The sequence below is a fragment of the Micromonospora sp. C51 genome, from assembly GCF_018070435.1.
Classification (GTDB): Bacteria; Actinomycetota; Actinomycetes; order Mycobacteriales; family Micromonosporaceae; genus Micromonospora; species Micromonospora sediminimaris.
Genome location: NZ_JAGPXQ010000032.1, coordinates 46,265 through 69,711, shown reverse-complemented (window position 1 = coordinate 69,711; position 23,447 = coordinate 46,265). Strand labels below are relative to the sequence as shown.

At 70.9% G+C, this 23,447-nt stretch carries 21 protein-coding genes; 13 read left to right on the top strand and 8 right to left on the bottom strand.

The annotated features are described in order from the left end of the window. Positions 1-727: 727 nt before the first annotated feature. On the bottom strand, positions 728-3,289 hold the full coding sequence (gene otsB, locus KBX50_RS24800; protein WP_210940102.1) for a trehalose-phosphatase: 2,562 nt from the start codon (positions 3,287-3,289) through the stop codon (positions 728-730). Between the two features lie 41 nt (positions 3,290-3,330). Next, positions 3,331-4,731 carry a trehalose-6-phosphate synthase gene (locus KBX50_RS24795; RefSeq protein ID WP_093411226.1) on the bottom strand — a complete coding sequence of 467 codons (1,401 nt, stop codon included), beginning with the start codon at positions 4,729-4,731 and terminating at the stop codon, positions 3,331-3,333. A 342-nt stretch (positions 4,732-5,073) separates the two neighbouring features. On the opposite strand from KBX50_RS24795, the gene ettA reads away from it, so the two are divergent. From ettA to KBX50_RS24775, 4 genes are all read left to right on the top strand, one after another. Next, positions 5,074-6,750, top strand: a complete 1,677-nt coding sequence (gene ettA / locus KBX50_RS24790; protein ID WP_210940096.1) for an energy-dependent translational throttle protein EttA — start codon at positions 5,074-5,076, stop codon at positions 6,748-6,750. 14 nt (positions 6,751-6,764) lie between these two features. Further along, entirely contained in the window at positions 6,765-7,208 is a 444-nt protein-coding gene (locus KBX50_RS24785) for a thioesterase family protein (RefSeq protein ID WP_210940095.1), read from the top strand. Continuing rightward, complete coding sequence (locus KBX50_RS24780; protein ID WP_210940094.1) at positions 7,205-7,885, top strand: hypothetical protein; 681 nt, start codon at positions 7,205-7,207, stop codon at positions 7,883-7,885. Before KBX50_RS24785 ends, KBX50_RS24780 begins: the two co-directional genes overlap by 4 nt. Positions 7,886-8,015: 130 nt before the next feature. After that, a complete protein-coding gene (locus tag KBX50_RS24775; protein ID WP_164447459.1) occupies positions 8,016-8,600 on the top strand; it encodes a YbjN domain-containing protein in 585 nt (194 codons plus the stop codon). 43 nt (positions 8,601-8,643) lie between these two features. On the opposite strand, the gene KBX50_RS24770 is transcribed toward KBX50_RS24775, so the two are convergent. From KBX50_RS24770 to KBX50_RS24760, 3 genes are all read right to left on the bottom strand, one after another. Continuing rightward, complete coding sequence (locus tag KBX50_RS24770; RefSeq protein WP_210940093.1) at positions 8,644-9,072, bottom strand: globin; 429 nt, start codon at positions 9,070-9,072, stop codon at positions 8,644-8,646. Positions 9,073-9,135: 63 nt separating this feature from the next. Beyond that, positions 9,136-10,515: an MFS transporter gene (locus tag KBX50_RS24765; RefSeq protein WP_210940092.1), complete on the bottom strand. Its 1,380-nt coding sequence runs from the start codon at positions 10,513-10,515 to the stop codon at positions 9,136-9,138. A gap of 223 nt (positions 10,516-10,738) precedes the next feature. Next, on the bottom strand, positions 10,739-11,791 hold the full coding sequence (locus KBX50_RS24760) for a mechanosensitive ion channel family protein (protein WP_307871060.1): 1,053 nt from the start codon (positions 11,789-11,791) through the stop codon (positions 10,739-10,741). Between the two features lie 250 nt (positions 11,792-12,041). Here KBX50_RS24760 and KBX50_RS24755 point away from each other — a divergent pair, with 250 nt between their 5' ends. Then, complete coding sequence (locus KBX50_RS24755) at positions 12,042-12,575, top strand: HNH endonuclease (RefSeq protein WP_093411314.1); 534 nt, start codon at positions 12,042-12,044, stop codon at positions 12,573-12,575. A gap of 190 nt (positions 12,576-12,765) precedes the next feature. Here the strand turns inward: KBX50_RS24755 and KBX50_RS24750 are convergent, their stop codons facing one another. The 3 genes from KBX50_RS24750 to KBX50_RS24740 all read right to left on the bottom strand — a co-directional run bounded on the left by KBX50_RS24750 (position 12,766) and on the right by KBX50_RS24740 (position 14,717). Next, positions 12,766-13,605: a class F sortase gene (locus KBX50_RS24750; protein ID WP_210940090.1), complete on the bottom strand. Its 840-nt coding sequence runs from the start codon at positions 13,603-13,605 to the stop codon at positions 12,766-12,768. Between the two features lie 12 nt (positions 13,606-13,617). After that, positions 13,618-14,163 (bottom strand): hypothetical protein, encoded by a 546-nt coding sequence (locus tag KBX50_RS24745; protein ID WP_247674357.1) that lies wholly within the window; start codon positions 14,161-14,163, stop codon positions 13,618-13,620. 74 nt (positions 14,164-14,237) lie between these two features. Beyond that, on the bottom strand, positions 14,238-14,717 hold the full coding sequence (locus KBX50_RS24740; RefSeq protein WP_210940089.1) for an Lrp/AsnC family transcriptional regulator: 480 nt from the start codon (positions 14,715-14,717) through the stop codon (positions 14,238-14,240). A gap of 147 nt (positions 14,718-14,864) precedes the next feature. Between KBX50_RS24740 and KBX50_RS24735 the strand changes: the two genes are divergently transcribed. The 8 genes from KBX50_RS24735 to KBX50_RS24700 are packed head-to-tail and all read left to right on the top strand — an operon-like array spanning position 14,865 to position 23,430. After that, the gene (locus KBX50_RS24735) at positions 14,865-15,758 is read left to right on the top strand and encodes a tryptophan 2,3-dioxygenase (RefSeq protein ID WP_210940088.1); all 894 of its coding nucleotides are present in this window, start codon (positions 14,865-14,867) and stop codon (positions 15,756-15,758) included. Positions 15,759-15,774: 16 nt separating this feature from the next. Then, on the top strand, positions 15,775-17,058 hold the full coding sequence (gene kynU, locus KBX50_RS24730; RefSeq protein ID WP_210940087.1) for a kynureninase: 1,284 nt from the start codon (positions 15,775-15,777) through the stop codon (positions 17,056-17,058). Continuing rightward, positions 17,055-18,386, top strand: a complete 1,332-nt coding sequence (locus KBX50_RS24725) for an NAD(P)/FAD-dependent oxidoreductase (protein ID WP_210940086.1) — start codon at positions 17,055-17,057, stop codon at positions 18,384-18,386. Before kynU ends, KBX50_RS24725 begins: the two co-directional genes overlap by 4 nt. Positions 18,387-18,406: 20 nt before the next feature. Beyond that, positions 18,407-19,888 (top strand): 2-hydroxymuconic semialdehyde dehydrogenase, encoded by a 1,482-nt coding sequence (locus KBX50_RS24720; protein WP_210940100.1) that lies wholly within the window; start codon positions 18,407-18,409, stop codon positions 19,886-19,888. After that, complete coding sequence (locus KBX50_RS24715) at positions 19,885-20,682, top strand: 2-keto-4-pentenoate hydratase (protein ID WP_210940085.1); 798 nt, start codon at positions 19,885-19,887, stop codon at positions 20,680-20,682. The genes KBX50_RS24720 and KBX50_RS24715 overlap by 4 nt, the downstream gene beginning before the upstream one ends. Beyond that, complete coding sequence (locus KBX50_RS24710; RefSeq protein ID WP_210940084.1) at positions 20,679-21,608, top strand: acetaldehyde dehydrogenase (acetylating); 930 nt, start codon at positions 20,679-20,681, stop codon at positions 21,606-21,608. The genes KBX50_RS24715 and KBX50_RS24710 overlap by 4 nt, the downstream gene beginning before the upstream one ends. Next, positions 21,605-22,660, top strand: coding sequence for a 4-hydroxy-2-oxovalerate aldolase (dmpG, locus tag KBX50_RS24705; protein ID WP_210940083.1), 1,056 nt, complete (start codon positions 21,605-21,607; stop codon positions 22,658-22,660). The genes KBX50_RS24710 and dmpG overlap by 4 nt, the downstream gene beginning before the upstream one ends. Next, positions 22,657-23,430, top strand: a complete 774-nt coding sequence (locus tag KBX50_RS24700; protein WP_210940082.1) for a 2-keto-4-pentenoate hydratase — start codon at positions 22,657-22,659, stop codon at positions 23,428-23,430. Before dmpG ends, KBX50_RS24700 begins: the two co-directional genes overlap by 4 nt. Positions 23,431-23,447: the final 17 nt, after the last annotated feature.

Here is a 23,447-nt window from a genome sequence, read left to right as displayed (position 1 = left end):
CCATGTCCGGCTTGTCAGCCTGCACCGCCGCGACCGGGACGGTCTTGACCGGGGTGACATCGGCGTGAGCGGCCACCGGACCGGCGAACAGACCACCGGTGAAGGCCAGACCCGCAATACCCAGCACGCTCTTCCGCAGCATCGTGTTCATGACCAAAGCTCCATTCGGGGGTCGACGCACGCACACCCGAGGGGGAAGGGCACGCGCACGCAAGCACCACCAGGCGCTCAAAGAGGGGGAAAGATCTCCGGGACGCGGGGCCGACAGGGCCGCTTCGCATCGCCGGGACCATGTCCAACGACCACCGACCCGCCATCATTCCCGGCGGCCCGCACCCGCCGTGGCGGGCAGTCGTTCACGGCCGTTCGGCAGTGTTCAACGACCCGCCGGCCCGCACCATTCCCGGGGCTCACCCACCGCGGCGGACGGTCGTCCTCACCCGTTCGCAAGTGTTCAACGCCCCCGACCCGCCACCCATTCCACCCTCAGCCGACCCCTCAAACCGACATCCCACAACCCATGCCCCCAAACCACCCAAAACCCCACAAACCCCCCACAACCCACCGATCTTCAAAGTCGACCATGAGGTTGGCGGCAGCCGAGAAGATCAAATATGCCGTCAACCTCATGATCAACAAGGAGTGTGGGGTGGGGTTGGGGTGGGGTAGGGCATGAGGGGAAGCGGCCGGAGACGGGGGGTCTCCGGCCGCTGGGGTGTTTTGGTCGTTACTGCTTGAGCATGTTGTCCAGCAGCAGCGCGCAGCGGATCACCCCGAGGTGGCTGTAGGCCTGCGGGTGGTTGCCCAGGCCGCGCTCAGCCAGCGGATCGTACTGCTCGGGCAACAAGCCGGTCGGACCCGCCGTGTCGATCATTTGCAGGAACAGCTCCTCGGCGTCGGTTCGCCGGCCGGTGCGTAGGTACGCCTCGATCAGCCATGCCGTGCAGATGTGGAAGCCGCCCTCGCGGCCGGGCAGGCCGTCGTCCCAGTGGTAGCGGTAGACGACCGGCCCGCTGCGCAGATCCGCCTCGATCTTCAACACGGTGGAGAGGAAGCGGGGGTCATCGCCGGCCAGCAGTCCGGAGATCCCGATCCACAGCGACGAGGCGTCCATGTCCTCGTCGCCGTACGCGACGCTGTACGCCTCGGCGTGGTCGTGCCAGCCGTACTCCAGCACGTTGGCGCCGATCCGGTCGCGCAACTCCACCCATTCCGGCCGATCCTCGCCGCCGTGCTGGCGTACCACGTGCAGCGCCCGGTCGACGGTCATCCAGCACATCACCTTGGAGAAGACGTGGTGCCGGGGTGGCAGGCGGGCCTCCCAGATGCCGTGATCCGGCTCGTGCCACCGGCGGCGGACCGCCTCGACCATGTTCTCCAGCACCCGCCACTCCTCGGCGCGTACCGAGCCTCGTACGTCGGCGGTGGCGGCGATCAGGTCGGCGATCGGGCCGAAGACGTCGAGTTGGAGTTGGTGGTTGGCGAGGTTGCCGACGCGTACCGGTCGAGATCCGGCGTAGCCGGGCAGGGTGTCGATGACCGCCTCGGCGCCCAGTTCGAAGCCGTCGACAGTGTAGAGGGGGTGCAGCCGCTCGGGGTGCCCGCCGGTGCGTTCCACGCAGCCGTCCACCCAGCGCAGGAATGCCTCGGCCTCGGTTATCGAGCCCAGGTCGACCAGGGCCCGGGCGGTCATCGCGGCATCACGCAGCCAGCAGTAGCGGTAGTCCCAGTTACGGACTCCGCCCAGTTCCTCCGGCAGCGAGGTGGTCGCCGCCGCCAGGATCGAGCCGCTGGCCTCGTGGCAGAGGCCGCGCAGGGTCAGTGCGCTGCGGGCGACCAGGTCCCGGGCGGTGGTCGGCAGTCGCAGCGAGGCCACCCAGTCCTTCCAGGGACGTTCGGCCGCGGCCTGCCGTTCGTGGATGGGCAGCCGGTGGTGTTCCAGGCTGTGCGTACCGAAACGCAGCTCCAGCACCACCTGACCACCGAGCGCGGCGAGGTCCACCACCGCCTTGGCGGTCTCGTACCCGCCGTCGTTGCCGACCTCCCACTGCACACCGGGGGAGTAGAGCGCGACCGGTTCGTTGGAGCCGAGCACCAGCAGGCCGTCACCGAGCGGCTGGAGCTGCACGGCGACCTGGGCGAACTCCGGCCGGGGCGCGAACTCAAGGCGAACCCGACCGGTGCCGGTGAGTACCCGGATCAGGGTCGAGTCGCCGGAGATGATCGCCGGGCCGTCCGGCGTGGCCCTGGGGTCCGGCTTGTCGAGCCAGTCGGTGACGGTGAGGCCGGACCAGCGGGTCTCCACGGTCATCGTGCCGGAGCGGTAGCGCTGGCCCAGCGGAATGCCGCCGCGTTCGGGTGCGACGCTGAAGTGCCCGGCCGGGCTGCCGCCGACCAGGTCCGCGAAGATCGCCGCCGAGTCGGGCTTCGGGTTGCACAGCCAGCTCACCTTGGCGTCCGGCGTGAGCAGCGCGACCGTACGGCCGTTGGCCAGCATCGAGTGCCGCTCGATCGGTACCGCCCGTTCACCGAACAGCCAGTGCCGCCGGGTCTCCAGTAGCAGCCCGAGAGCCCGGGCGGCCTCGATCGGCTCGGCCACCCGGTAACCGGCCTTGGTCTCGCCGGGGCCGATCTTGATGCCGACATCCGGACCGTGCAGGTTGCCGAAAGCGTTCTCGTCGGTCACGTCGTCGCCGATGAAGAGCACCGCACTGGCCGAGAGCTGGGTGCGCAGCTGGTCGACGGCGGTGCCCTTGTGGGTGGCCACGACGGAGAGCTCGATGACCTCCTTGCCCTGGGTGACGGTGACGTCCGGCCAGGTCGCGGGACCACTGCGCACCGCGTCGATGGTGGCGGCGGCGACCTGGGGATCCACCCCACGGGTGTGCACGGCGACACTGGCCGGCTTGCGTTCCAGGCGGACGCCGGGGTGGGCCGCGGCGATGTCCCGCAGGGCGTCCCGCAGCCGGGTGCGTACGGCGATCAGCTCGGGGGAGAGCCGCTCGACGAAGCCGATGTCGAATTCGGAGCCGTGGCTACCGACCAGGTGGACCTCGCTCGGCAGCCGGGAGAGGGCGGCCAGGTCGCGCAGCGCGCGGCCGGAGACGACCGCCACGGTGGTCTGCGGCAGGGCCGCCAGGGCCCGCACCGCGGCCACCGATTCCGGCAGCGGTACGGCCTTGCTGGGGTCCTCCACGATCGGTGCGAGCGTGCCGTCGTAGTCGCAGGCGACCAGGAGTTGGGGTACCCGGGCGATCCGCCCGATGGCGGCGCGCAGTTCCGGGTCCATCGGACCCGCGACGGGGGTGACGTTCTCGGTGGACGCCGCGTTCACGCTGCCTCCATGTCGGGTACCCCGAGTTCGGTGAGGAAGGACTTCGCCCAGTGCCCCACATCGTGGGTGCGCAGATGGCGTTGCATTGTCCGCATACGGCGACGAGCCTCCGGCTTCTCCACATGCACGGCCCGTAGCAGAGCGTCCTTGACCGCGTCGGGGTCGTGCGGGTTGCACAGGAACGCCTGACGCAGCTCGGTGGCGGCGCCGGCGAACTCACTGAGTACGAGTGCGCCCCCGTGGTCCGCCCTTGATGCGACGTACTCCTTGGCCACCAGGTTCATTCCGTCTCGGAGCGGAGTAACCATCATCACGTCGGCGGCGGCGTACATCGCAGCCAGTTCGGTCCGACTGTACGACTGATGCAGATAATGCACCGCCGGCACGCCAACCCGGCCGAATTCGCCATTAATCCGACCAACCTCGCGCTCAACCTTGACGCGAAGTGCCTGGTAGTGCTCCACCCGCTCGCGGCTCGGCGTGGCGACCTGCACCATAACCGCGTCGGGGACTGTCAACTTTCCGTCAGCCAGCAACTCGCGGAAGGCCTTGAGGCGTAGTTCGATGCCCTTGGTGTAGTCGAGCCGGTCGACGCCGAGGATGATCGTCCGGGGATTGCCCAGCTCCTCGCGGATCTCCTTGGCCCGCGCCTGGATCGCCGGGTCGGCGGCCAACCGCTCCATCTCCTGGGTGTCGATCGAGATGGGGAACGCGCCGGCCTTGACCTGACGGCCGTCCACCTGGATCATCTGGCCCTCGTACCGCAGCCCCAGCAGGTGCCGGGCGAGCCGGACGAAGTTCTGCGCGGCGAGCCGCTGCTGGAACCCGACCAGGTCGGCGCCGAGCAGGCCACGCAGGATCTCGGCGCGGAACGGCATCTGCATGAACAGCTCGATCGGCGGGAACGGGATGTGCAGGAAGAAGCCGATCCGCAGGTCGGGGCGCAGCTCCCGGAGCATCGCCGGCACCAGCTGTAGCTGGTAGTCCTGGACCCAGACCGTCGCCCCCTCGGCGGCGACCTCCGCTGCGGCCTCCGCGAACCGGGCGTTGACCAGGCGGTACGCCTCCCGCCAACGGCGCTTGTAGGCGGGCGTCTCGACGGCGTCGTGGTAGAGCGGCCAGATCGTCGCGTTCGACTGCCCCTCGTAGTAGCGCTCCAGTTCCTCCGCGCTCAGTGGCACCGGATGCAGCCGGATGCCCTCCAGGTCGAATGGTTCGGGGGCCGCGCCGGTGCCGCCTGCCCAGCCGACCCAGGTGCCCTGGTGTTCGGCGAGAACGGGATGCAGTGCGGTGACCAGCCCGCCAGGGCTGCGTCGCCACTGCCGTCCCTCGGGTGTGCTCACCTCGTCGACCGGCAGTCGGTTCGCCACTACGACAAAGGAGCTACGGACGGTCACGATCGGCCACCTCCGGGTGCTGACGGGTCCACCGCGATGAGCGTACTGAGCGTAGCTGCGGCGTCTGTTCCCCTGTGCCGGACTCACCTACCCGCCCCGAACTCGGCGAACCCTGAACGTGATCATGTTGACAGGTGAGCCGACCCGACCGGCCCGCGGGGCGGTGACAGGCCCCGGTGAACCCGGTCTGGCGGGGCGATGTGGGCGCGGCCCGGCGTACCTGTCAGGATTGACAACGGCGTGCGCGCGGCCGGCTCCCGGCCGACGACGACGGACGGCGGCCCTGGCCCGCGCCCGTGGCACGCGAAATCGGCGATCGAAAGCGACGGAGGAGCCCGCACCGTGGCCCAGTTCATCTACGTCCTGGACAAGGCGCGCAAGGCGCACGGCGACAAGGTCGTGCTCGACAACGTGACGCTTAACTTCCTGCCGGGCGCCAAGATCGGTGTGGTGGGTCCGAACGGCGCCGGCAAGTCCAGCCTGCTCAAGATCATGGCGGGGTGGGATCAGCCGAGCAACGGCGAGGCCCGGCTGATGCCCGGCTTCACCGTGGGAATGCTCGCGCAGGAGCCGCCACTCAACGACGCCAAGACCGTGCTCGGCAACGTCGAGGAGGCGGTCACGGAGACGAAGGTCAAGCTGGAGCGGTTCAACAAGATCGCCGAGCAGATGGCCACCGACTACTCCGACGAGCTGATGGAGGAGATGGGCCGGCTCCAGGAGGAGTTGGACCACGCCGACGCGTGGGACATCGACTCCAAGCTGGAACTGGCCATGGACGCGCTGCGGTGCCCGCCGCCGGACGCCGACGTCACCCAGCTTTCCGGTGGTGAGCGCCGCCGGGTCGCGCTGTGCAAACTGCTGCTGGAGGCCCCCGACCTGCTGCTGCTCGACGAGCCCACCAACCACCTGGACGCCGAGAGCGTGCAGTGGCTGGAGCAGCACCTGGCCAAGTACGCCGGCACCGTCGTCGCCATCACCCACGACCGCTACTTCCTGGACAACGTGGCCAACTGGATCCTGGAGCTGGACCGCGGTCGCGCCTACCCGTACGAGGGCAACTACTCCACCTACCTGGAGAAGAAGGCGGCCCGGCTGGCGGTCGAGGGGCGCCGCGACGCCAAGATGAAGAAGCGCCTGGCCGACGAACTGGACTGGGTGCGCTCCAACGCCAAGGCTCGGCAGACCAAGTCCAAGGCCCGCCTCGACCGGTACGACGAGATGGCCGCCGAGGCCGAGAAGACCCGCAAGCTGGACTTCGAGGAGATTCAGATCCCGCCGGGTCCGCGCCTGGGCAACACCGTCATCGAGGCGAACAGCCTGACCAAGGGCTTCGGCGAGCGGGTGCTGATCGAGAACCTCTCCTTCTCGCTGCCGCGCAACGGCATCGTCGGCATCATCGGCCCGAACGGCGTCGGCAAGACCACCCTGTTCAAGACCATCGTGGGGCTGGAGGAGCCGACCGATGGCTCGGTCCGGGTCGGCGAGACCGTCTCGCTGTCCTACGTCGACCAGAACCGGCAGGGCCTCGACGGCGACAAGACCGTCTGGGAGGTCGTCTCCGACGGGCTGGACCACCTCATGGTGGGCAAGGTCGAGATGCCCTCACGGGCGTACATCGCGGCGTTCGGCTTCAAGGGCCCCGACCAGCAGAAGCCGACCAAGGTGCTCTCCGGCGGCGAGCGCAACCGGCTCAACCTGGCGCTGACGTTGAAGATCGGCGGAAACGTCATCCTGCTCGACGAGCCGACCAACGACCTGGACGTGGAAACCCTCTCCAGCCTGGAGAACGCGTTGCTGGAGTTCCCCGGCTGTGCCGTGGTGATCTCCCACGACCGGATGTTCCTGGACCGGGTCGCCACGCACATCCTGGCCTGGGAGGGCGACGACGAGGACCCGGCGAAGTGGTTCTGGTTCGAGGGCAACTTCGAGGCGTACGAGAAGAACAAGGTCGATCGCCTCGGCGCCGAGGCGGCCCGCCCGCACCGGGTGACGTACCGCAAGCTGACCCGCGACTGACCGGGCGGTCTGTCGTGGCTGACCGGTTCGTTTACCACTGCACCCTGCGCTGGTCGGACCTGGACGCGTACGGCCACGTCAACAACGCCCGCTTCCTCACCCTCTACGAGGAGGCCCGGGTGGCGTTGATGTTCGTCGGTGCCCGGGCGAACGGGGTGGGCTCGTTCGCCGAGGGCGTGGTGATCCGTCGGCACGAGGTCGACTACCTGCGCCCGGTGGACTACGCCCTCGATCGGGCCACCGTCGAGACCGCACCCACGGTGCGGATCGAGCTGTGGGTGGAACAGCTGCGTGCCGCGTCCTTCACCATCGGATACGAGATGTACGACGGCGAACTGCTCATCAGCCGGGCGCGTTCGGTGCTGGTGCCGTTCGACCTCGCCGGGCAGGTGCCCCGGCGGCTCAGCGAGCCGGAGCGGACGTTCCTGCTCGGCTACGCCCCGGGCGGCGCGTCGTGAGCGTCGGACACGGCATCGTCGACATCGCCGACGCGGGGGCGTTCCTGGCCCGGCTCGTCCGGTTGGAGCGCGCCGCCCTGGTCCGACTGAGGCCAGCCGCTGTCGGCGCGCGTACCGCCCTCTGGGCGCGGCTGCCGTGGGAAGTGCTGGCGGTGCGTACGGTGGCCGGCGCGGGTCCTGGTGATGTGACAGTCGCCGCCGGCCAGTTGCTCGCCGAATTCGCGGCCGGCCGTGCGGACCTGCCGGCCCGCCGCGACGCGCAGTGGCGGTGGGCCTTGCCGCCGGCGGTGAGCCGGCGGGTCGAGACGCTGCCGGGCGGGGAACTGCGCCGGCTGGCCGAGGCGGCGGCCGGTACCCTGCGCGAGGCGGCCGAGCACGGCGTCGGCGGCCGGGCGGTGGGGCAGCGGGTGCTCCGGGACGCTCTGCTGGACCACGTGGCGGTGGTGGTCACCCCCGACGACGAGCCTGACCGTCCGGTGGAGGTGACTCAGCGGATGGTGCAGGGTCTGGTTCGAATGGGTTTCCTCGGTGCCTCCGAGGATTCGGCAGATGATGACGGCGTGCAGGTACGCGCGGCCGGCCGATGGGTCGGATTGGTGGGACCGTACGGAGCCATCTGGTCGCAGAAGGCCACCGAACTTGCCGTACGGCCATCCGTGACTCATCCGAACGGCTGACCGCTACCCATCCTTCCGGCTTGGTGCTGGCGTTGGGGGGGTGCTTCGTTCCGGCTGTCCGGGTACCGTCCATCCTCGGATCCACCCACTGTAGGCGACCGGATCCGCTGGGGAGTGAGGTGCGCGAGCGATGCCGTGGTGGTCATGGCGTCCAGGTCCCGCCAGTGGCGGTGACCCGGAAACTCGAAGCAGGATCATGGTGGAAGGTACCGTCCGGGTCGGCCCGCCGGCGCCCCGCCAACCGGGCGACGACTGCCCGGCTGCGGAGCGTCCGTTGATCGCCGACATGCCAGCCACCGTCGAACAGGTCACCCTGCGCCGGATCTGCGACGCGCTCGACCTGCTCGACGTGCGTTACCTGGCCGACGGCGACGGCAACCTGCTGGCCATGTGGGAGCGACACGCGGTGCTGGTCACCCTGGAGGGGCCGGAGGACGAGATCCTCGTGTTGCGTGCCCGGCCACACGCGACGGTGCCGCCGGACTGGGCGGACCGGGCCTACCGGGTGGTCAACGAGTGGAACCACACCCGACGTTTCTGCAAGGCGTACGTGGGTGATCCCACCGAGCGCGGCCAGTTGCCGATCTACGCCGAGTTGCAGGTTCCGCTCGCGGCCGGTGCCCACGACGCGCTCCTGGTCGAGCTGCTCGACTGCGGCGCCGCCGTGGCCACCAGCTTCGTCGACTGGCTGCACGACGAGGGTGCCCTGCTCTGAGCGGCGGCGACAGCAGCCCCGCCGCAGTGGCGGGCGGTGGAGGTCAGCCGTGGGCGGCTGGGTCAGCCATGTCGTTCACCATGAAGTACGCCGCCCGTTCGAGGTAGTTCCACAGTTCCGTGGCCAGTGCCGGGGGTAGGTCGAGGCTGTCGACCGCCCGGCGCATGTGGCGCAGCCAGGCGTCGCGTTCGGCCGCGCCGATCCGGAACGGGGCGTGGCGCATCCGCAGTCGGGGATGGCCCCGCTGCGCCGAGTAGGTGTTCGGGCCGCCCCAGTACTGCATGAGGAAGAGCCGCATCCGGTCGGCGGCCGGGCCCAGATCCTCCTCCGGATACATCGGGCGCAGCAGCGGATCGGCGGCGATGCCGGCGTAGAACTCCTCGACCAGCCTGCGGAACGTGGGCTCACCGCCGACGGCGTCGAAGAACGTGACCGCTTCGCCGTGGCCTTCGGACTCACCTGCGGGATTCACCGTTCCATCCTGCCAGGCCCGCCGGGGCACCCGCCCGGTCGGCACCGGGTGAACGAGGGTGGCTCAGGTCACCGCGTGCCGGGGCCGCCCCGGACCCACGTGCCCGGGACCGGGATCCTCGGGAGAGGTGCCCCCCGACGACTTGGCAGCGGCGGTGGCCTCGGCACTCGCGACGGAGGCGGCTCGAGCGGCGTCGACGGAGGCGGCCACGGTCTGCTGGTCGGGCCAGCGCAGGGCGACGATCGACATCAACAGCACCCCGGCGACGCTCCACACCCCCACCACGAGGGGAATCGGGAACCGTTCGGCGAGCAACCCGGTCACCAGCACGGCCGCACCCTGGATGACCTGCATGCCGGTCGCCATGACACCGAACGCCCGGGCCCGGAAGCCGTCCGGGAGGGCCTGGACGAAGAGCCCGTTGGCCGTCGGAATCAGCCCGGCGACGGCGAATCCGCAGACGGCGGCGAGCAGCGCCACCACCACCGGCGGCGGATCCAACAACGCGGGCACCAGCGCCAGTGGGGCGCCCACGGCCAACGGCCGTAGCAGGCGCAGTCGGCGGGCGGGTGCGACGGTACGGCCGATGATCAGCCCGCCGAGGATGAAGCCGGCCGGAGTGGCTGCCATGATCACGGCCTGTGCCAGCCCGGGGTCCATGCTCTGGCCGGCGTGCTCGTTGGCCCAGGCGGCGGCCAGCCCTTCGGGCACGATGGAGAAGAGCATGGCGCTGAAGACCAGGACGGCGATAGCGCGCAGCACCGGCGTCCTGAAGACGATCTGAAAGCCCGCAGCGGTCTCCCGCAGCAGGTGACTGCGGTGAGCGTTGGTCATCGCCGGTGGTCGATCGTGTACCCCGAGCCGGACGAGCACGGCGGACAGCGCGAAGGCGACCGCGTTCATCAACAGCGCGGCGGTGGGGTTGACCGTTGCGATGGCGGCGCCGAGCAGGTAACCGACCACCTGGGCGGCCTGCCCCACGCTGGCGTTGAGGGACAGCCCGACGACGAGGCGGTCCCCGGGCAGGATCAGCGGCAGCAAGGCCGATCGGGCGGCCTGACTCGGTGGATTCGCCAGCGTGGTGGCGAACAGCAGCACCAGGATCAGCGGCACCGGCGTCCCGGGGATGGCGACCAGCAGCATCAGCGCCATCCGGATGAGGTCGCAGACCATCATCACCTGTCGGTACGAGTGCCGCTCGGCGATCGTGGCCAGCAACGGGCCGCCGACCAGCCACGGTAGATAGCTGACCGCGAAGGCGGCCGCCGACAGCGCCACGGACTCGGTTTCCCGGTAGACCAGGAGGGTGACGGCTGCCCTGGCGACATAGTCACCGACCCAGGTCAGCGTGCTGGCCGCGAAGACGGCGCGATACTCACGCTGGGCGAAAACCTCCCGGAAGGTGGCCGGCCCCTCCGGAGAAGGTCGCTCGTCGGACACCATCGCCTCCATCGTCCCGGTGTCTGGCCACTCGTGATGGCGGCCCGGGACCATCGTCAGGTCTGCGGATCAGCGAGGACGTGACACCGCTCGGTAAGCGCGTGCACCGGATTCTGCCCGATCGTCTGACAACTGGCTAGGGCGAACGGTTGGTTGGTCGCATCTCCGACTGAACGAACGGACGATACCCGAGGGGGCCGCTCAGTCGCGACCCCCGCCGGTCGGCTCAGGTGGCGCCGCCCTGACCGGTCTCGGAGTCGGATCGAGTAGGTATGCCGGGGTAGAGGCGGCCCGCCGCGATCCTCGCCGTGATACCCGAGTTCTCCAGCGCCTCGGCCAGCCGGCGACGCAGCTCCCGGCCGACGCTGAACTGACCGTCGGCGGTCGTCTTCACCACCGTGCGCATCACCGTGCCCTCCACCGTGACCTGCTCGACGCCGAGCACCTCCGGCGGCTCGACGATGGAACTGGCCAACTCCGGGTCCACCGCGATCGACGCGGCGGCGGTACGCAGCACGGCCGTCGCCTCCTCGGTGCCGGCGAAACCGATAGGCAGGTCGACCACCACCAGCGCCCACCCCTGGCTCTTGTTGCCCACCCGGATGATCTCGCCGTTGCGGATGTACCAGAGCACGCCCCGGGCGTCCCGGACGGTGGTGACCCGGAGCCCGACCGCCTCGACCACGCCGGTCGCCTCGCCGAGATCGACGTTGTCGCCCACCCCGTACTGATCCTCGATCAGCATGAACAGGCCCGCGATCAGGTCCTTGACCAGGCTCTGCGCGCCGAAGCCGAGGGCCACGCCGGCGATGCCCGCGCTGGCCAGCAGCGGTGCCAGGTCGAAGCTGAACTCCTTGAGCACCATCAGCAGGGCGATGCCGAAGATGAACGCGGTGCTCAGACTCCGTAGCACCGAACCGATGGCCTCGGCGCGCTGCCGGCGACGCTCCGGCACGAACTCGCCAGGCTCGGTGGCGGCGGTCGGAATGCGCTCGCGCAGTGGGCGGAGCATGGTCGGCACACCGGCGTCGCTGGTGCTGCGGACGAGCCGACGGATCGTGCGGTGCACCAGCCATCGGGCAGCCAACGCCAGCAGCAGGATCAGGATGATCCGCAGTGGCTTGACGAGGATCCAGAAGCTGCCCTCGGCGAACCACACCGAGTCGGTCCAGTTAAAGACGATCTTGCACAGCGCCTCGTCCAGGCACTCCGGGCTCGGCGTTTCGACCGGCTCCGGGCTGGACGGGGCGGGGGTGGGGCTGAGGCTGCTGACGGTCACCCTGTGTTCGTACCGCAACCGGACGGCGGGCCCGCCGCCGACCCACCGGCCGGTGCCGCCCGGCCGGTCGGGCGCGGCCGGGGGAAGGCGCGGGGCTACCCAGGATTAGTACGTGCATTCCCGGTTCCGATCAGGGACTATTGGCGCAGCGGACGTCGGTGATCCGGCCGGCGTCGACGTGGTGTGGGGCTGTGCCCGACGCCGGTCGGCGGTGGCGAGTGGTAAGCCGCTTGACCGGGAGGGTGACGCGATGCCTGACATACGACCCACGGTGGGCTCCGGCGCGCTGGTCCTCAACGCCACCTACGAGCCGCTGTGTGTCGTGTCGGTACGTCGTGCCGCGATTCTCGTACTCTCCGCCAAAGCGGTCTGTGTCGCCGACGGTGAGGGCATCCTGCACAGCGCCCGCAGCGCGCTCCCGGTGCCCTCGGTCGTCCGGCTCACCCGTTTCGTCCGGGTGCCGTACCGCACCCACGTGGGCCTGTCCCGCCGGGCGATCTTCGCCCGGGACGGCTGGCGGTGCGCCTACTGCCGGGGCCCGGCGGAGACCATCGACCACGTCTTCCCCCGCAGCCGGGGCGGCCGGCACGCCTGGGAGAACGTCGTCGCCGCCTGCGCCAGGTGCAACCACACCAAGGGCGACAAGACCCCGGCCGAACTGGGCTGGCGGCTGCACGCGTTGCCGACCGCCCCGAAAGGGATCGCCTGGCGGGTGCTCGGCCACCGCGCCCCCGATCCGCGCTGGGCCGACTGGCTCGACCTCCGCGAACCCGAAGCCGCCTGACCCCACGAGCATTCCCGGCGTGCCCGCCGGGAGTACGCCATCCAGATCTCCCACCAGAATGCGCGGACGACACCCGCGCGTTTCACGCGGCGAATGCGCCGAACAGGTTCCGGGGAGCCCGGCTCGCGCAGGGATCAAGCCTGACCGCCCGGAGCGGGCCGGGCTCCCCGGAAACCCCCAACAGCGACCCCTAACGAGCCTCGACAAGCGAAGCGAACACCACCACGTTGTCCGCGTACCCGGTCTCCCCGCCGACCCAGCGCCCGCCGCAGGTGATCAGCCGCAGCTGGGGACGGCTGAAGTCACCGAAGACGTCGTCCGTCGGCAGTTGTTCCTTGTCGAACCGGTCGACCCGGTCGACCTCGAAGACCGCCACCGAGCCGTCCGAGCGGGCGACCTCGACCCGGTCACCGGCCCGCAGCTGGGGCAGTTGGTGGAAGACGGCCGGGCCGGTGGTGGTGTCGACGTGCCCCACGATGACGGCCGGTCCGTACTGGCCGGGAGTCGGCCCCTGGTCGTACCAGCCGGCCTCCTGGGCCCGCTCGGCCGGCGGTGCGGCGATGCTGCCGTCGGGGGCGATGCCCACGTTGTGCACCGGTGCCGCCAGGTCGATCTTGTTGATCTCGATGCCGACCGGCTCGCTCGCCGCCAGCAGCGGAAACTTCTTCGGTGGTTGCGCCAGCCCGGCGATGAAGCGGTCCGGTAGCAGGCTCAGCCCGGTCAGCCGTTCGACGCCGAGCATCGCGATGATCAGCAGCATCAGCGAGCCGATCACCAGTACCGGTAGCCCCGGCCCGGAGCGACGACCGTGGTGTCTGGTCCCGACCGCCCAGGCCCGTGGCCGCCGGGGCGGTAGCGGCGCCGCCGCCGGATCGGGCGTGGCGACGCTTGCCGAACCCATCTGCGCGGCGACCCGGACCAGCCGGCCAGCCGCCGCGACCACCCTCCGCCGGACACGCTGGCTCCGACGGGTGGTGGTTCGCCGTGGACCGGGGCCCGGTTCCGGCGCGGGTACGCGGAAGCCGGCCATGGCGACGGTGGGTCAGGAACCGGCCCGGCGCCGGCTGCTCAGCAGTCCGAAGACCACCGCCGCGGCCACCGTGGCGACGCCGCCCAGCAGCAGCATCGAGCCGGTGCCCCGGTCGGCCGTACCGCCGCCACCGGTCGCCGGTCCCTTGGTGGGCTGTTCCATGTTCAGCACGGTCAGCGTGGTGCTGGCGGTCCGGTCGTTGTCACAGCGCAGGTGCACCGGATAGTCGCCGGCCGCCTTGTCGCCGGGCACGGTGACCGAACCGGTGAGGAAGCCGTTGTCCGGCCGGAGGAAGACCCGGTTGAAGGCGTCCGAGGTCACCTCGGCCTGGCGGTCGTTGGCGTTGTCACAGCTGGCCCGGATGTGCACCCGGGAGCCGGCCTGGACGCTGTTCGGCGTCACCTCGACGAAGGTGTTCTCATTCGCGCTGGCAGGTGCGGCACCGGGCAGGACCAGCCCGGCCAGAGCGAACGCCGCGATCAGGACGAACGCCCCGAACAGTCGGGCGATGGTCGACGGGGCGCGGTGGACGCCTCCGTACGGTTGCAGACCTCGCATGATCCCCTCCCTCCCGGCACCGGCGTACCGGGCCTGTTGGGGCGACCCGGGTGGCTTTCCCCCTGCTCCGGCAGCTAACCCGTATCCCGCCGACGGGGACGGCTGTCAGGAGGGGAACCTTCCCTCGGGGTGACGGGCTGCCAGGCGAGCGGGGTGGAGAGGACCATCGTGCTCGACGGCTGCCCGTAGGGGGCGAGGCGGTCGATGACCGCCTCGAAGTCTCCGATCGAACCAGCCGCGACCTTCAGCACGCTGCACGCGTCACCGGTGATCCGGTGTATCTCCAGGATTTCCGGCCATCGCGCGACGTCCGGGTCGTGCAGGATGCAGCGGGCGCCGTAACAGGACATCCGGATCAGCGCGACCACGTTGCGGCCGGCCCGGGCCAGGTCGACGTGGGCGTGGTACCCACTGATCACGCCGGTTTCCTCAAGCCGGCGGACCCGCTCGGCGACCGCGGGTGGGGACAGGTGCACCCGCCGGGACAACTCGCTGAAGGACAACCGTGCGTCGGCCTGCAACTCGCGGAGCAGGGCCCAGTCCATCTCGTCCATGCCGTGACCTTACGTCCGACAGGTCGAACCCGACGAGCGGCTTCCGTTTCGTAGGTCGCCCACGGAAAGCGCCGTTGAACAGGCATTCCGTCCGGCCAACCTCGCAGGAGATCATGACTGGACGGGCGAGCCGGAAGGAGCGGACGCATGGAGCAGACGGATCTGCGCCCCCGAACGGAGGTGCGTCCGGTCAGCGCACAGCAGCGGGTGGCGCGCGCCGCACGCAACGGCGGCGAGCCCACCCTGGAGTTCGCCGAGCGGGTGCCGTACGACGCGTACGTGCAGGCCAGCACGCTGCATCGCCTGCAACAGCCGCTCAGCGCCGACCCGGGTGAGATGTCCTTCCTGATGGTCAGCCAGATCATGGAGCTGTACTTCGGTCTGACCTGTCACGAACTGCGGGAGACGTCTCGGCTGCTGCGCGCCGACCGGGTGTGGGAGGCGTTGGCCCCGCTGCGCCGCGCCGCGCTGCACCTGGAAGGGCTCAACGCGGCCTGGCGGGGGCTGCGCTGGATGACCCCCGCCGACTTCAACCGCTTCCGCAACCTGCTCGGCGAGGGGTCGGGCTTCCAGTCGGCGATGTACCGCCACCTGGAGTTCCTGCTCGGGCTGCGGGACCCGGCACTGATCCGCCCGTTCCGTCGGCAGACCGAGGTGTACGCCGAGCTCACCGATGCCCTGGCCACCCCGAGCGTCTGGGACGAGGTGGTCGCCCTGCTCGCCCGGCACGGTCACGACCTGCCCGCGGACCTGCTGGAGCGGGACGTGGCCACCGAACACGAGGCGCACCCCGCCGTGGAGGCGGCCTGGGTGCGGATCTACGCCGACTCCGGCCCGGACAATCACCTGCGGCTGCTCGGCGAGGCGCTGACCGAAGTGGCCGAGCAGTTCGGCGACTGGCGGCACCACCACATCAAGGCGGTGCAGCGGACGATGGGCGCCAAGGTGGGCAGCGGCGGCTCCGCCGGGCTGGCGTGGCTGCAACGCAGCATGGCCCGGGTGGTCTTCCCGGAACTGTGGTCGGCCCGGACGGCGATGTGAGGCGGTTGTGACGACGATGAGCAACGACACCGAGGCCGAGGCGCTCCGCCTCGACGCGGCCGAACCGGGGCACCGGCACCTGTTCCACGTGCCGCCGGCCGACGGTGGTCGCTATCCGGAGGCCGCCTACCTGGCGGGCAACTCGCTCGGGCTGCAACCGAGGGCCACCCGGGACGAACTCCTGGCCGATCTGGACGCCTGGAGCCGGCTCGGCGTGGAGGGGCATCTGGCGGCGGAACGGCCCTGGCTGCCGTACCACGAGTTGCTGACGGCGCCGGCCGCGCGCCTGGTCGGCGCCCTGCCCACGGAGACCGTGGTGATGAACTCGCTGACGGTCAACCTGCACCTGCTGATGGTCAGCTTCTACCGGCCGGCGGGTGAGCGGACCCGGATCGTCATCGAGGACGCCGCCTTCCCGTCGGACAGTTACGCGGTGCGCAGCCAGGCACGGTTCCACGGCCTCGACCCGGACACCACGATCGTCCGGCTCGCGCCCCGTCCCGGTGAGGACACCCTGCGCACCGAGGACATCACCGGCTACCTGGCGGCGGAGGGCCACACCGTGGCGCTGGTGCTGCTCGGCGGCGTCAACTACCTCACCGGCGAGCTGATGGACATCCCGGCGATCACCGCGGCCGGCCGGGCCGCCGGCGCGGTCGTCGGGTGGGACCTGGCGCACGCGGCGGGCAACGTGCCGTTGTCGCTGCACGACTGGGACGTCGACTTCGCCGCCTGGTGCTCGTACAAGTACCTCAACTCGGGGCCCGGCGCGCTGGCCGGGGTCTTCGTGCACGAGCGGCACCACGGCGACGACAGCCTGCCCCGCTTCGAGGGCTGGTGGAGCACGGCGGCGCAGACCCGGTTCGAGATGGCTCCGGTCAGTCGGCCACCGACCACGGTGGAGGCGTGGCAGATCTCCAACCCACCGATCTTCGCGATGGGGCCGGTCCGCACCTCGCTGGAACTGTTCGACTCGGTCGGCATGCCGGCGCTGCGGGCGCGCAGCCTCCGGCTCACCGGCTACCTGGAGCGGCTGCTGGACGAGGTCACGGCCGACCGGCCACTGAGCGTCATCACCCCACGTCAGCCTGGCCGGCGCGGTTGCCAGCTGTCGGTACGCATCGGCGCCGGCAGCGCCAGCGAGCTGACCAAGCGACTGCGCCACGAGCACGGGGTGATCGCCGACGCCCGGGAACCGGATGTGGTCAGGTTCGCCCCGGTGCCGCTGTACTCGACGTTCCATGACTGCTGGCGAGTCGCGGACGCGCTGGCCGCGACGGTTTCGGAGGCGGCCCGGTGACCGGGGAACGCGACGAGATCGCAGTGGTCGGTGCCGGGCTGGCCGGCTGCCTGCTGGCCTGCTTCCTGGCGCGCCGGGGTCATCCGGTGGCGCTCTACGAGCGGCGCCCGGATCCGCGCAGCGGCGCCCCCGAGCGGGGCCGCTCGATCAACCTGGCGCTCTCCGAACGAGGGCTCGACGCGCTGCGTCGCATCGGGCTGGCCGAACAGGTGATGGCGGACGCCTTGCCGATGCGGGGCCGGATGATCCATCCGGTGGTCGGGTCACCGGGATTCCAGTCGTACAGCGTCTCCGGCGACCGGGCGATCAACTCGATCAGCCGGGGCGCGTTGAACAACGCCCTGCTGGAGGCCGCCGCCAAGCTGCCGGGGGTGCGGATCGCCTTCGAGCACCGGCTGGTCGGGCTCGACCCGGGCACCGCGACGATGACCTTCGAGACGCCGGGGGGCGCGGTCACCGCGGGCGCGCGGGTGGTGCTCGGCACCGATGGCGCCGGTTCGGCCGTACGCGGGCAACTGCTCGCCCACGACCTGGTCACCGAGAGCGTCGACTTCCTCGACTACGGCTACAAGGAACTGACCATCCCGCCGCTGGGCGGCGACTTCGCCCTGGACCCGGGCGCGCTGCACATCTGGCCGCGCGGCACCTCGATGATGATCGCGCTGCCCAACCCGGACCGCTCGTTCACCTGCACCCTCTTCTGGCCCACCCACGGCACCGCGAGTTTCGCCTCGCTGGGCAGCGCGGCGGCGATCGAGCGGCACTTCGCGCAGCACTATCCGGACCTGCCGCCGATCGCCCCGAACCTGGTCGACGACTACCAGCACAACCCGGTCGGGGTGCTCGGCACGGTGCGGTGCGATCCGTGGCAGGTCGACGGGCGGGTCGCCCTGCTCGGCGACGCGGCGCACGCCATCGTGCCGTTCTACGGCCAGGGCGCGAACTGCGCCTTCGAGGATGTGGTGGAGCTGGACCGCTGCCTCGACGAGTGTGCCGGGGACTGGTCGGCGGCGCTGCCGCTGTTTCAGCAGCGCCGACAGGACAATGCCGAGGCGATCGCCCGGATGGCGCTGGCCAACTTCGTGGAGATGCGCGACAAGGTCGCTTCCCCGGTCTTCCGGGCCCGGAAGCGCATCGAGCACGCGTTGGAGCGTGCCCTGCCCGGCCGGTACGTCTCCCAGTACGAACTGGTGTCGTTCTCCACCGTCCCGTACGCGCAGGTGCGGCGTCGGGTCCGCCAGCAGTACCAGGTGGTCGGCCTGGCAGCGGCCGGCCTGGCGGCGGTGGTCGGCGCGGCGGTGGCGCTCGGGCTCAGGAGACGCGGATGACGCTCTGGGATCCCCGGCTGATGGCCGGACGGGCGCCGGACGGTCCCGGTCTGCTGCGGAACTTCGTGGGCGGCGAGTTCGTCGATGCCGGAACCCGGTTCACCAAGCGCAGCCCGGTGACCGGCGAGCCGGTGTTCGAGGTGGTCGAGGCTGACCGGTCCACGGTGGACGGCGCGGTGACGGCGGCCCGGGCGGCATTGCGGGGCCCGTGGGGTCGGGCGGGGGAGCGGGAACGCGCCGAGGTGCTGCGCCGCGTCGCCGATGAGCTGGAGCGTCGTTTCGACGATCTGGTGGCTGCCGAGGTCGCCGACACCGGCAAGTCCATCTCGCAGGCCCGCACCCTGGACATCCCGCGGGGCGCGGCGAACTTCCGGGCCTTCGCGGAGATCGTGGCGACCGCGCCGACCGAGTCGTTCACCACTGTCACACCGGCCGGTGGCCGGGCGCTCAACTACGCGGTGCGCAAGCCGGTCGGCGTGGTCGCGGTGATCGTGCCGTGGAACCTGCCGCTGCTGCTGCTCACCTGGAAGGTCGCCCCCGCTCTGGCCTGCGGCAACGCGGTGGTGGTCAAGCCGAGCGAGGAGACGCCCGCGTCGGCCACGCTGCTCGCCGAGGTGATGGCGGCGGCCGGGGTGCCGGACGGCGTGTTCAACCTGGTGCACGGCTTCGGGCCCGGATCGGCCGGCGAGTTCCTCACCCGCCACCCGGGCGTCGACGCGATCACCTTCACCGGCGAGTCGGCCACCGGCGGTGCCATCATGCGAGCCGCTGCCGACGGGGTGAAGGCGGTCAGCTTCGAGTTGGGCGGCAAGAACGCCGGGCTGGTCTTCGCCGACGCCGACCTGGACGCGGCGGTGGCCGGCTCGGTCCGGTCGAGCTTCACCAACGGCGGTCAGGTGTGCCTCTGCACCGAACGGATCTACGTGCAGCGGCCGGTGTTCGAGGAGTTCACCGCGCGGCTGGCCGAGCGCGCCGGCGAGCTGGCGTACGGCTGGCCGGCCGACGAGGCGACGGTCAACATGCCGCTGATCTCGCACGGCCACCGGGACAAGGTGCTCGGGCATTACGACCTGGCGCGGGCCGAGGGAGCGCGGGTGCTCGCCGGCGGCGGGGTGCCCCGGTTCGACGACGCCCGCGACGGTGGCGCGTACGTGCAGCCGACGGTGCTGACCGGGCTCGGCCCGGACGCGCGGACCAACCGCGAGGAGATCTTCGGCCCGGTGGTGCACGTGGCGCCGTTCGACGACGAGGACGAGGCGTACGCCCTGGCCAACGGCACCGAGTACGGCCTGGCGGCGACGGTCTGGACCCGTGACGTGGGCCGGGCGCACCGGGCCGGTACCCGGTTGGACGCTGGCATCGTCTGGGTCAACACCTGGTTCCTGCGCGACCTGCGGACCCCGTTCGGCGGGGTGAAGGCCTCCGGCATCGGTCGCGAGGGTGGCGTGCACTCGCTGAATTTCTATTCCGAACTGACGAACGTCTGCGTGGACCTGTCATGATCGATGTTGAGTCGGCGGCCCGGGAACTGGCCGAGGCACGTGACACCGGCAAGCCCTGCCCGCCGCTGCGCGGGCGACTTCTTCCGGAGGGCGACGTCGGTGCCGCGTACCGGGTGCAGCAGCGCCAGGTGAGCGAGTGGCTGGCGTCCGGGCAGCGGCGGGTGGGCGCGAAGATCGGGCTGACCTCCCGGGCGGTCCAGGAGACCCTCGGGGTGTACGAGCCGGACTTCGGGGTGCTCACCGACGCGATGGCGGTGCCCGACGGCGGCGAGGTGACGATCGGCGGCCTGCTGCAACCCCGGGTGGAGGCGGAGGTCGCCTTCGTGCTCGGTGCCGACCTGCCCGACGACCGGGTCACCACCGCCGACCTGCTGCGCGCCGTCGACCATCTGCTCCCTGCCATCGAGATCGTCGACTCGCGGGTCGCCGGCTGGGACATCTCCATCGTGGACACGGTGGCCGACAACGCCTCCAGCGGCCTGTTCGTGCTCGGCACCACGCCCCGCCGGCCGGCCGAGGTCGACCTGCGGCTGTGCGGGATGGTCCTGGAACATGCCGGCGAGCCGGTGTCGGTGGGGGCCGGAGCGGCCTGCCTGGGCAATCCGTTGCACGCGTTGGCCTGGCTGGCCGGCACGATGGCCCGCGCCGGTGATCCGCTGCGCGCCGGTGACGTGGTGCTGTCCGGCGCGCTCGGCCCGATGGTGTCGGTGACGCCGGGTGCCGCCTACGAGGCCCGGATCTCCGGCCTCGGCTCGGTCCGGACCTGCTTCTCCTCCAGGGAGGTCGACGGATGACGGGTGTGGCGGTGATCGGGTCGGGCAACATCGGCACCGACTTGATGATCAAAGTATTGCGGCTGTCGGACTCGCTGCGGATGGTGGCCATGGCCGGGATCGACCCGGCCTCCGACGGGCTGGCCCGGGCCCGCCGGCTCGGGGTGGCGACCACCGCGCAGGGTGTCGAGGGTCTGGTCGCGATGCCCGAGTTCGCCGACGTGGAACTGGTCTTCGACGCCACCTCGGCCGGTGCGCACCGGCACAACGACGCGGTGCTGCGCGCGCACGGGCGGACCGTGATCGACCTCACCCCGGCGGCGATCGGCCCGTACGTCGTGCCACCGGTCAACCTGGAGGAGCACCTGGGCGAGACCAACCTCAACATGGTCACCTGCGGTGGGCAGGCGACCGTGCCGATCGTCGCCGCGGTACGGCGGGTGACCCCGGTCGCGTACGGGGAGATCGTCGCGTCGATCGCCTCGCGGTCGGCCGGCCCGGGCACCCGAGCCAACATCGACGAGTTCACCGAGACCACGGCCCGGGCGATCGAGGTGGTCGGCGGCGCCGACCGGGGCAAAGCGATCATCGTGCTGAACCCGGCCGACCCGCCGCTGCTGATGCGCGACACCGTCTACTGCCTCTGCCCGGATGCCGACGCCGACCGCGCCGCCATCGCCGCCTCCGTCGGCGACATGGTGGCCACCGTGCAGGAGTACGTGCCCGGGTACCGGCTCAAGCAGGACGTGCAGTTCGACCGCGTCGACACCTACGTGCCGTCGCTGGGACGGCAGCTCACCGGGTTGCAGGTCTCGGTCTTCCTGGAGGTTTCCGGTGCCGGGCACTATCTGCCCGCGTACGCCGGGAATCTGGACATCATGACCTCGGCCGCGCTGCGCACCGCGCAGCGGCTGGTCGCCCTGCGGGCGGAGGTGCTGGCCAAGTGACCGAGTTGTACATCCAGGACGTCACGTTGCGCGACGGCATGCACGCCATCGCCCACCGTTACACCGTCGACCAGGTGCGCACCATCGCCGCCGCACTGGACGCCGCCGGGGTCGCCGCGATCGAGGTGGCCCACGGTGACGGTCTGGCCGGGTCCAGCGTCAACTACGGCCACGGTGCGGCAAGCGACGCCGACTGGATCGCGGCGGCGGCCGAGGTGATGACGAGGGCGAAGCTGACCACCCTGCTGCTGCCCGGCATCGGCACCATCGCCGACCTGAAGGCCGCCCGCGCGCTCGGGGTGACGAGCGTCCGGATCGCCACCCACTGCACCGAGGCGGACATCTCCGCCCAGCACATCTCCTGGGCCCGGGAGAACGGCATGGACGTGGCCGGCTTCCTGATGATGTCCCACATGAACGACCCGGCCGGGCTGGCCGCCCAGGCGAAGCTGATGGAGTCGTACGGCGCGCACTGCGTCTACGTCACCGACTCCGGCGGCCGGCTGCTGATGTCCGACGTGGCGCAGCGGGTCGACGCGTACCGGCAGGTGCTCGAACCGACCACGCAGATCGGCATCCACGCCCACCACAACCTTTCCCTCGGGGTGGCCAACAGCGTGGTCGCCGTCGAACACGGCCGGATCGCCGGCGACGGGCCGTCCGGGTCGCCGGCCGGCCGGACCGTCCGGGTGGACGCCTCCCTCGCCGGCATGGGGGCCGGCGCCGGCAACGCACCGCTGGAGGTCTTCGTCGCGGTCGCCGAGCTGCACGGCTGGCAGCACGGCTGCGACGTCTTCGCGTTGATGGACGCCGCCGACGACGTCGTCCGCCCGTTGCAGGACCGGCCCGTCCAGGTCGATCGGGAAACCCTCTCCCTGGGGTACGCGGGGGTCTACTCCAGCTTCCTGCGCCACGCCGAACGGGCCTCGGCGCGCTACGGCGTGGACGTCCGTTCGATCCTGGTGGAACTGGGCCGACGCCGGATGGTCGGCGGGCAGGAAGACATGATCGTCGACGTGGCGCTGGACCTGGCCGGCAAGGAGAAATCATGATCGGGCCGGACATCGCGGGAATCGCCGAGACGCTCGGTACGGCTGCTGACACGGCCACCGCGACGGCGCAGCTCGCCGTCGAGACCGGGCTGGACGTCGACGCGGCGTACGCGGTGCAGACCGCCCTGGTACAGCGCCGGCTGGACCGGGGAGAACGGCTCGTCGGGTTGAAGATGGGGCTGACCAGCAAGGCGAAGATGGCCCAGGTCGGCGTGGACGAGGTGATCTGGGGCCGGCTCACCGACGCGATGCGGGTACCCGACGGCGGCACGGTCGACGTGGCCGAGTTCATCCATCCCCGGGTCGAGCCGGAGGTGGCGTTCCTGCTGGACCGGCTTCCCGAGCCCGGCGAACCGGTCGGTGACTTCACCGACGCGGTGCGGGCGGTCGCTCCGGCGATCGAGTTGATCGACTCCCGGTACGCGAACTTCACCTTCTCCCTGCCGGACGTCATCGCGGACAACACGTCGGCCGGCGCGTTCGTGATCGGCCCCTGGTCGCCGGTGCCGGACGGGTTGGACAACCTGGGCGTGTTGCTGGAGATCGACGGGCGGGTGGCACAGGTCGGCTCGACGGCGGCCATCCTCGGTGATCCGCGTCGGGCGCTCGACGAGGGCATCCGCCTGGCGGGCCGGCACGGCGTACGGCTGCGCTCGGGCTGGGTCTTCCTGGCCGGCGCGGCGACGGCCGCGGTTCCGTTGCATGCGGGTGCTCATGTCCGAGCCGTGGTCGAGAAGCTCGGTACGGCTTCGTTGCGGGCCTCGTCATGATCGGGGCTGCCCGGAAC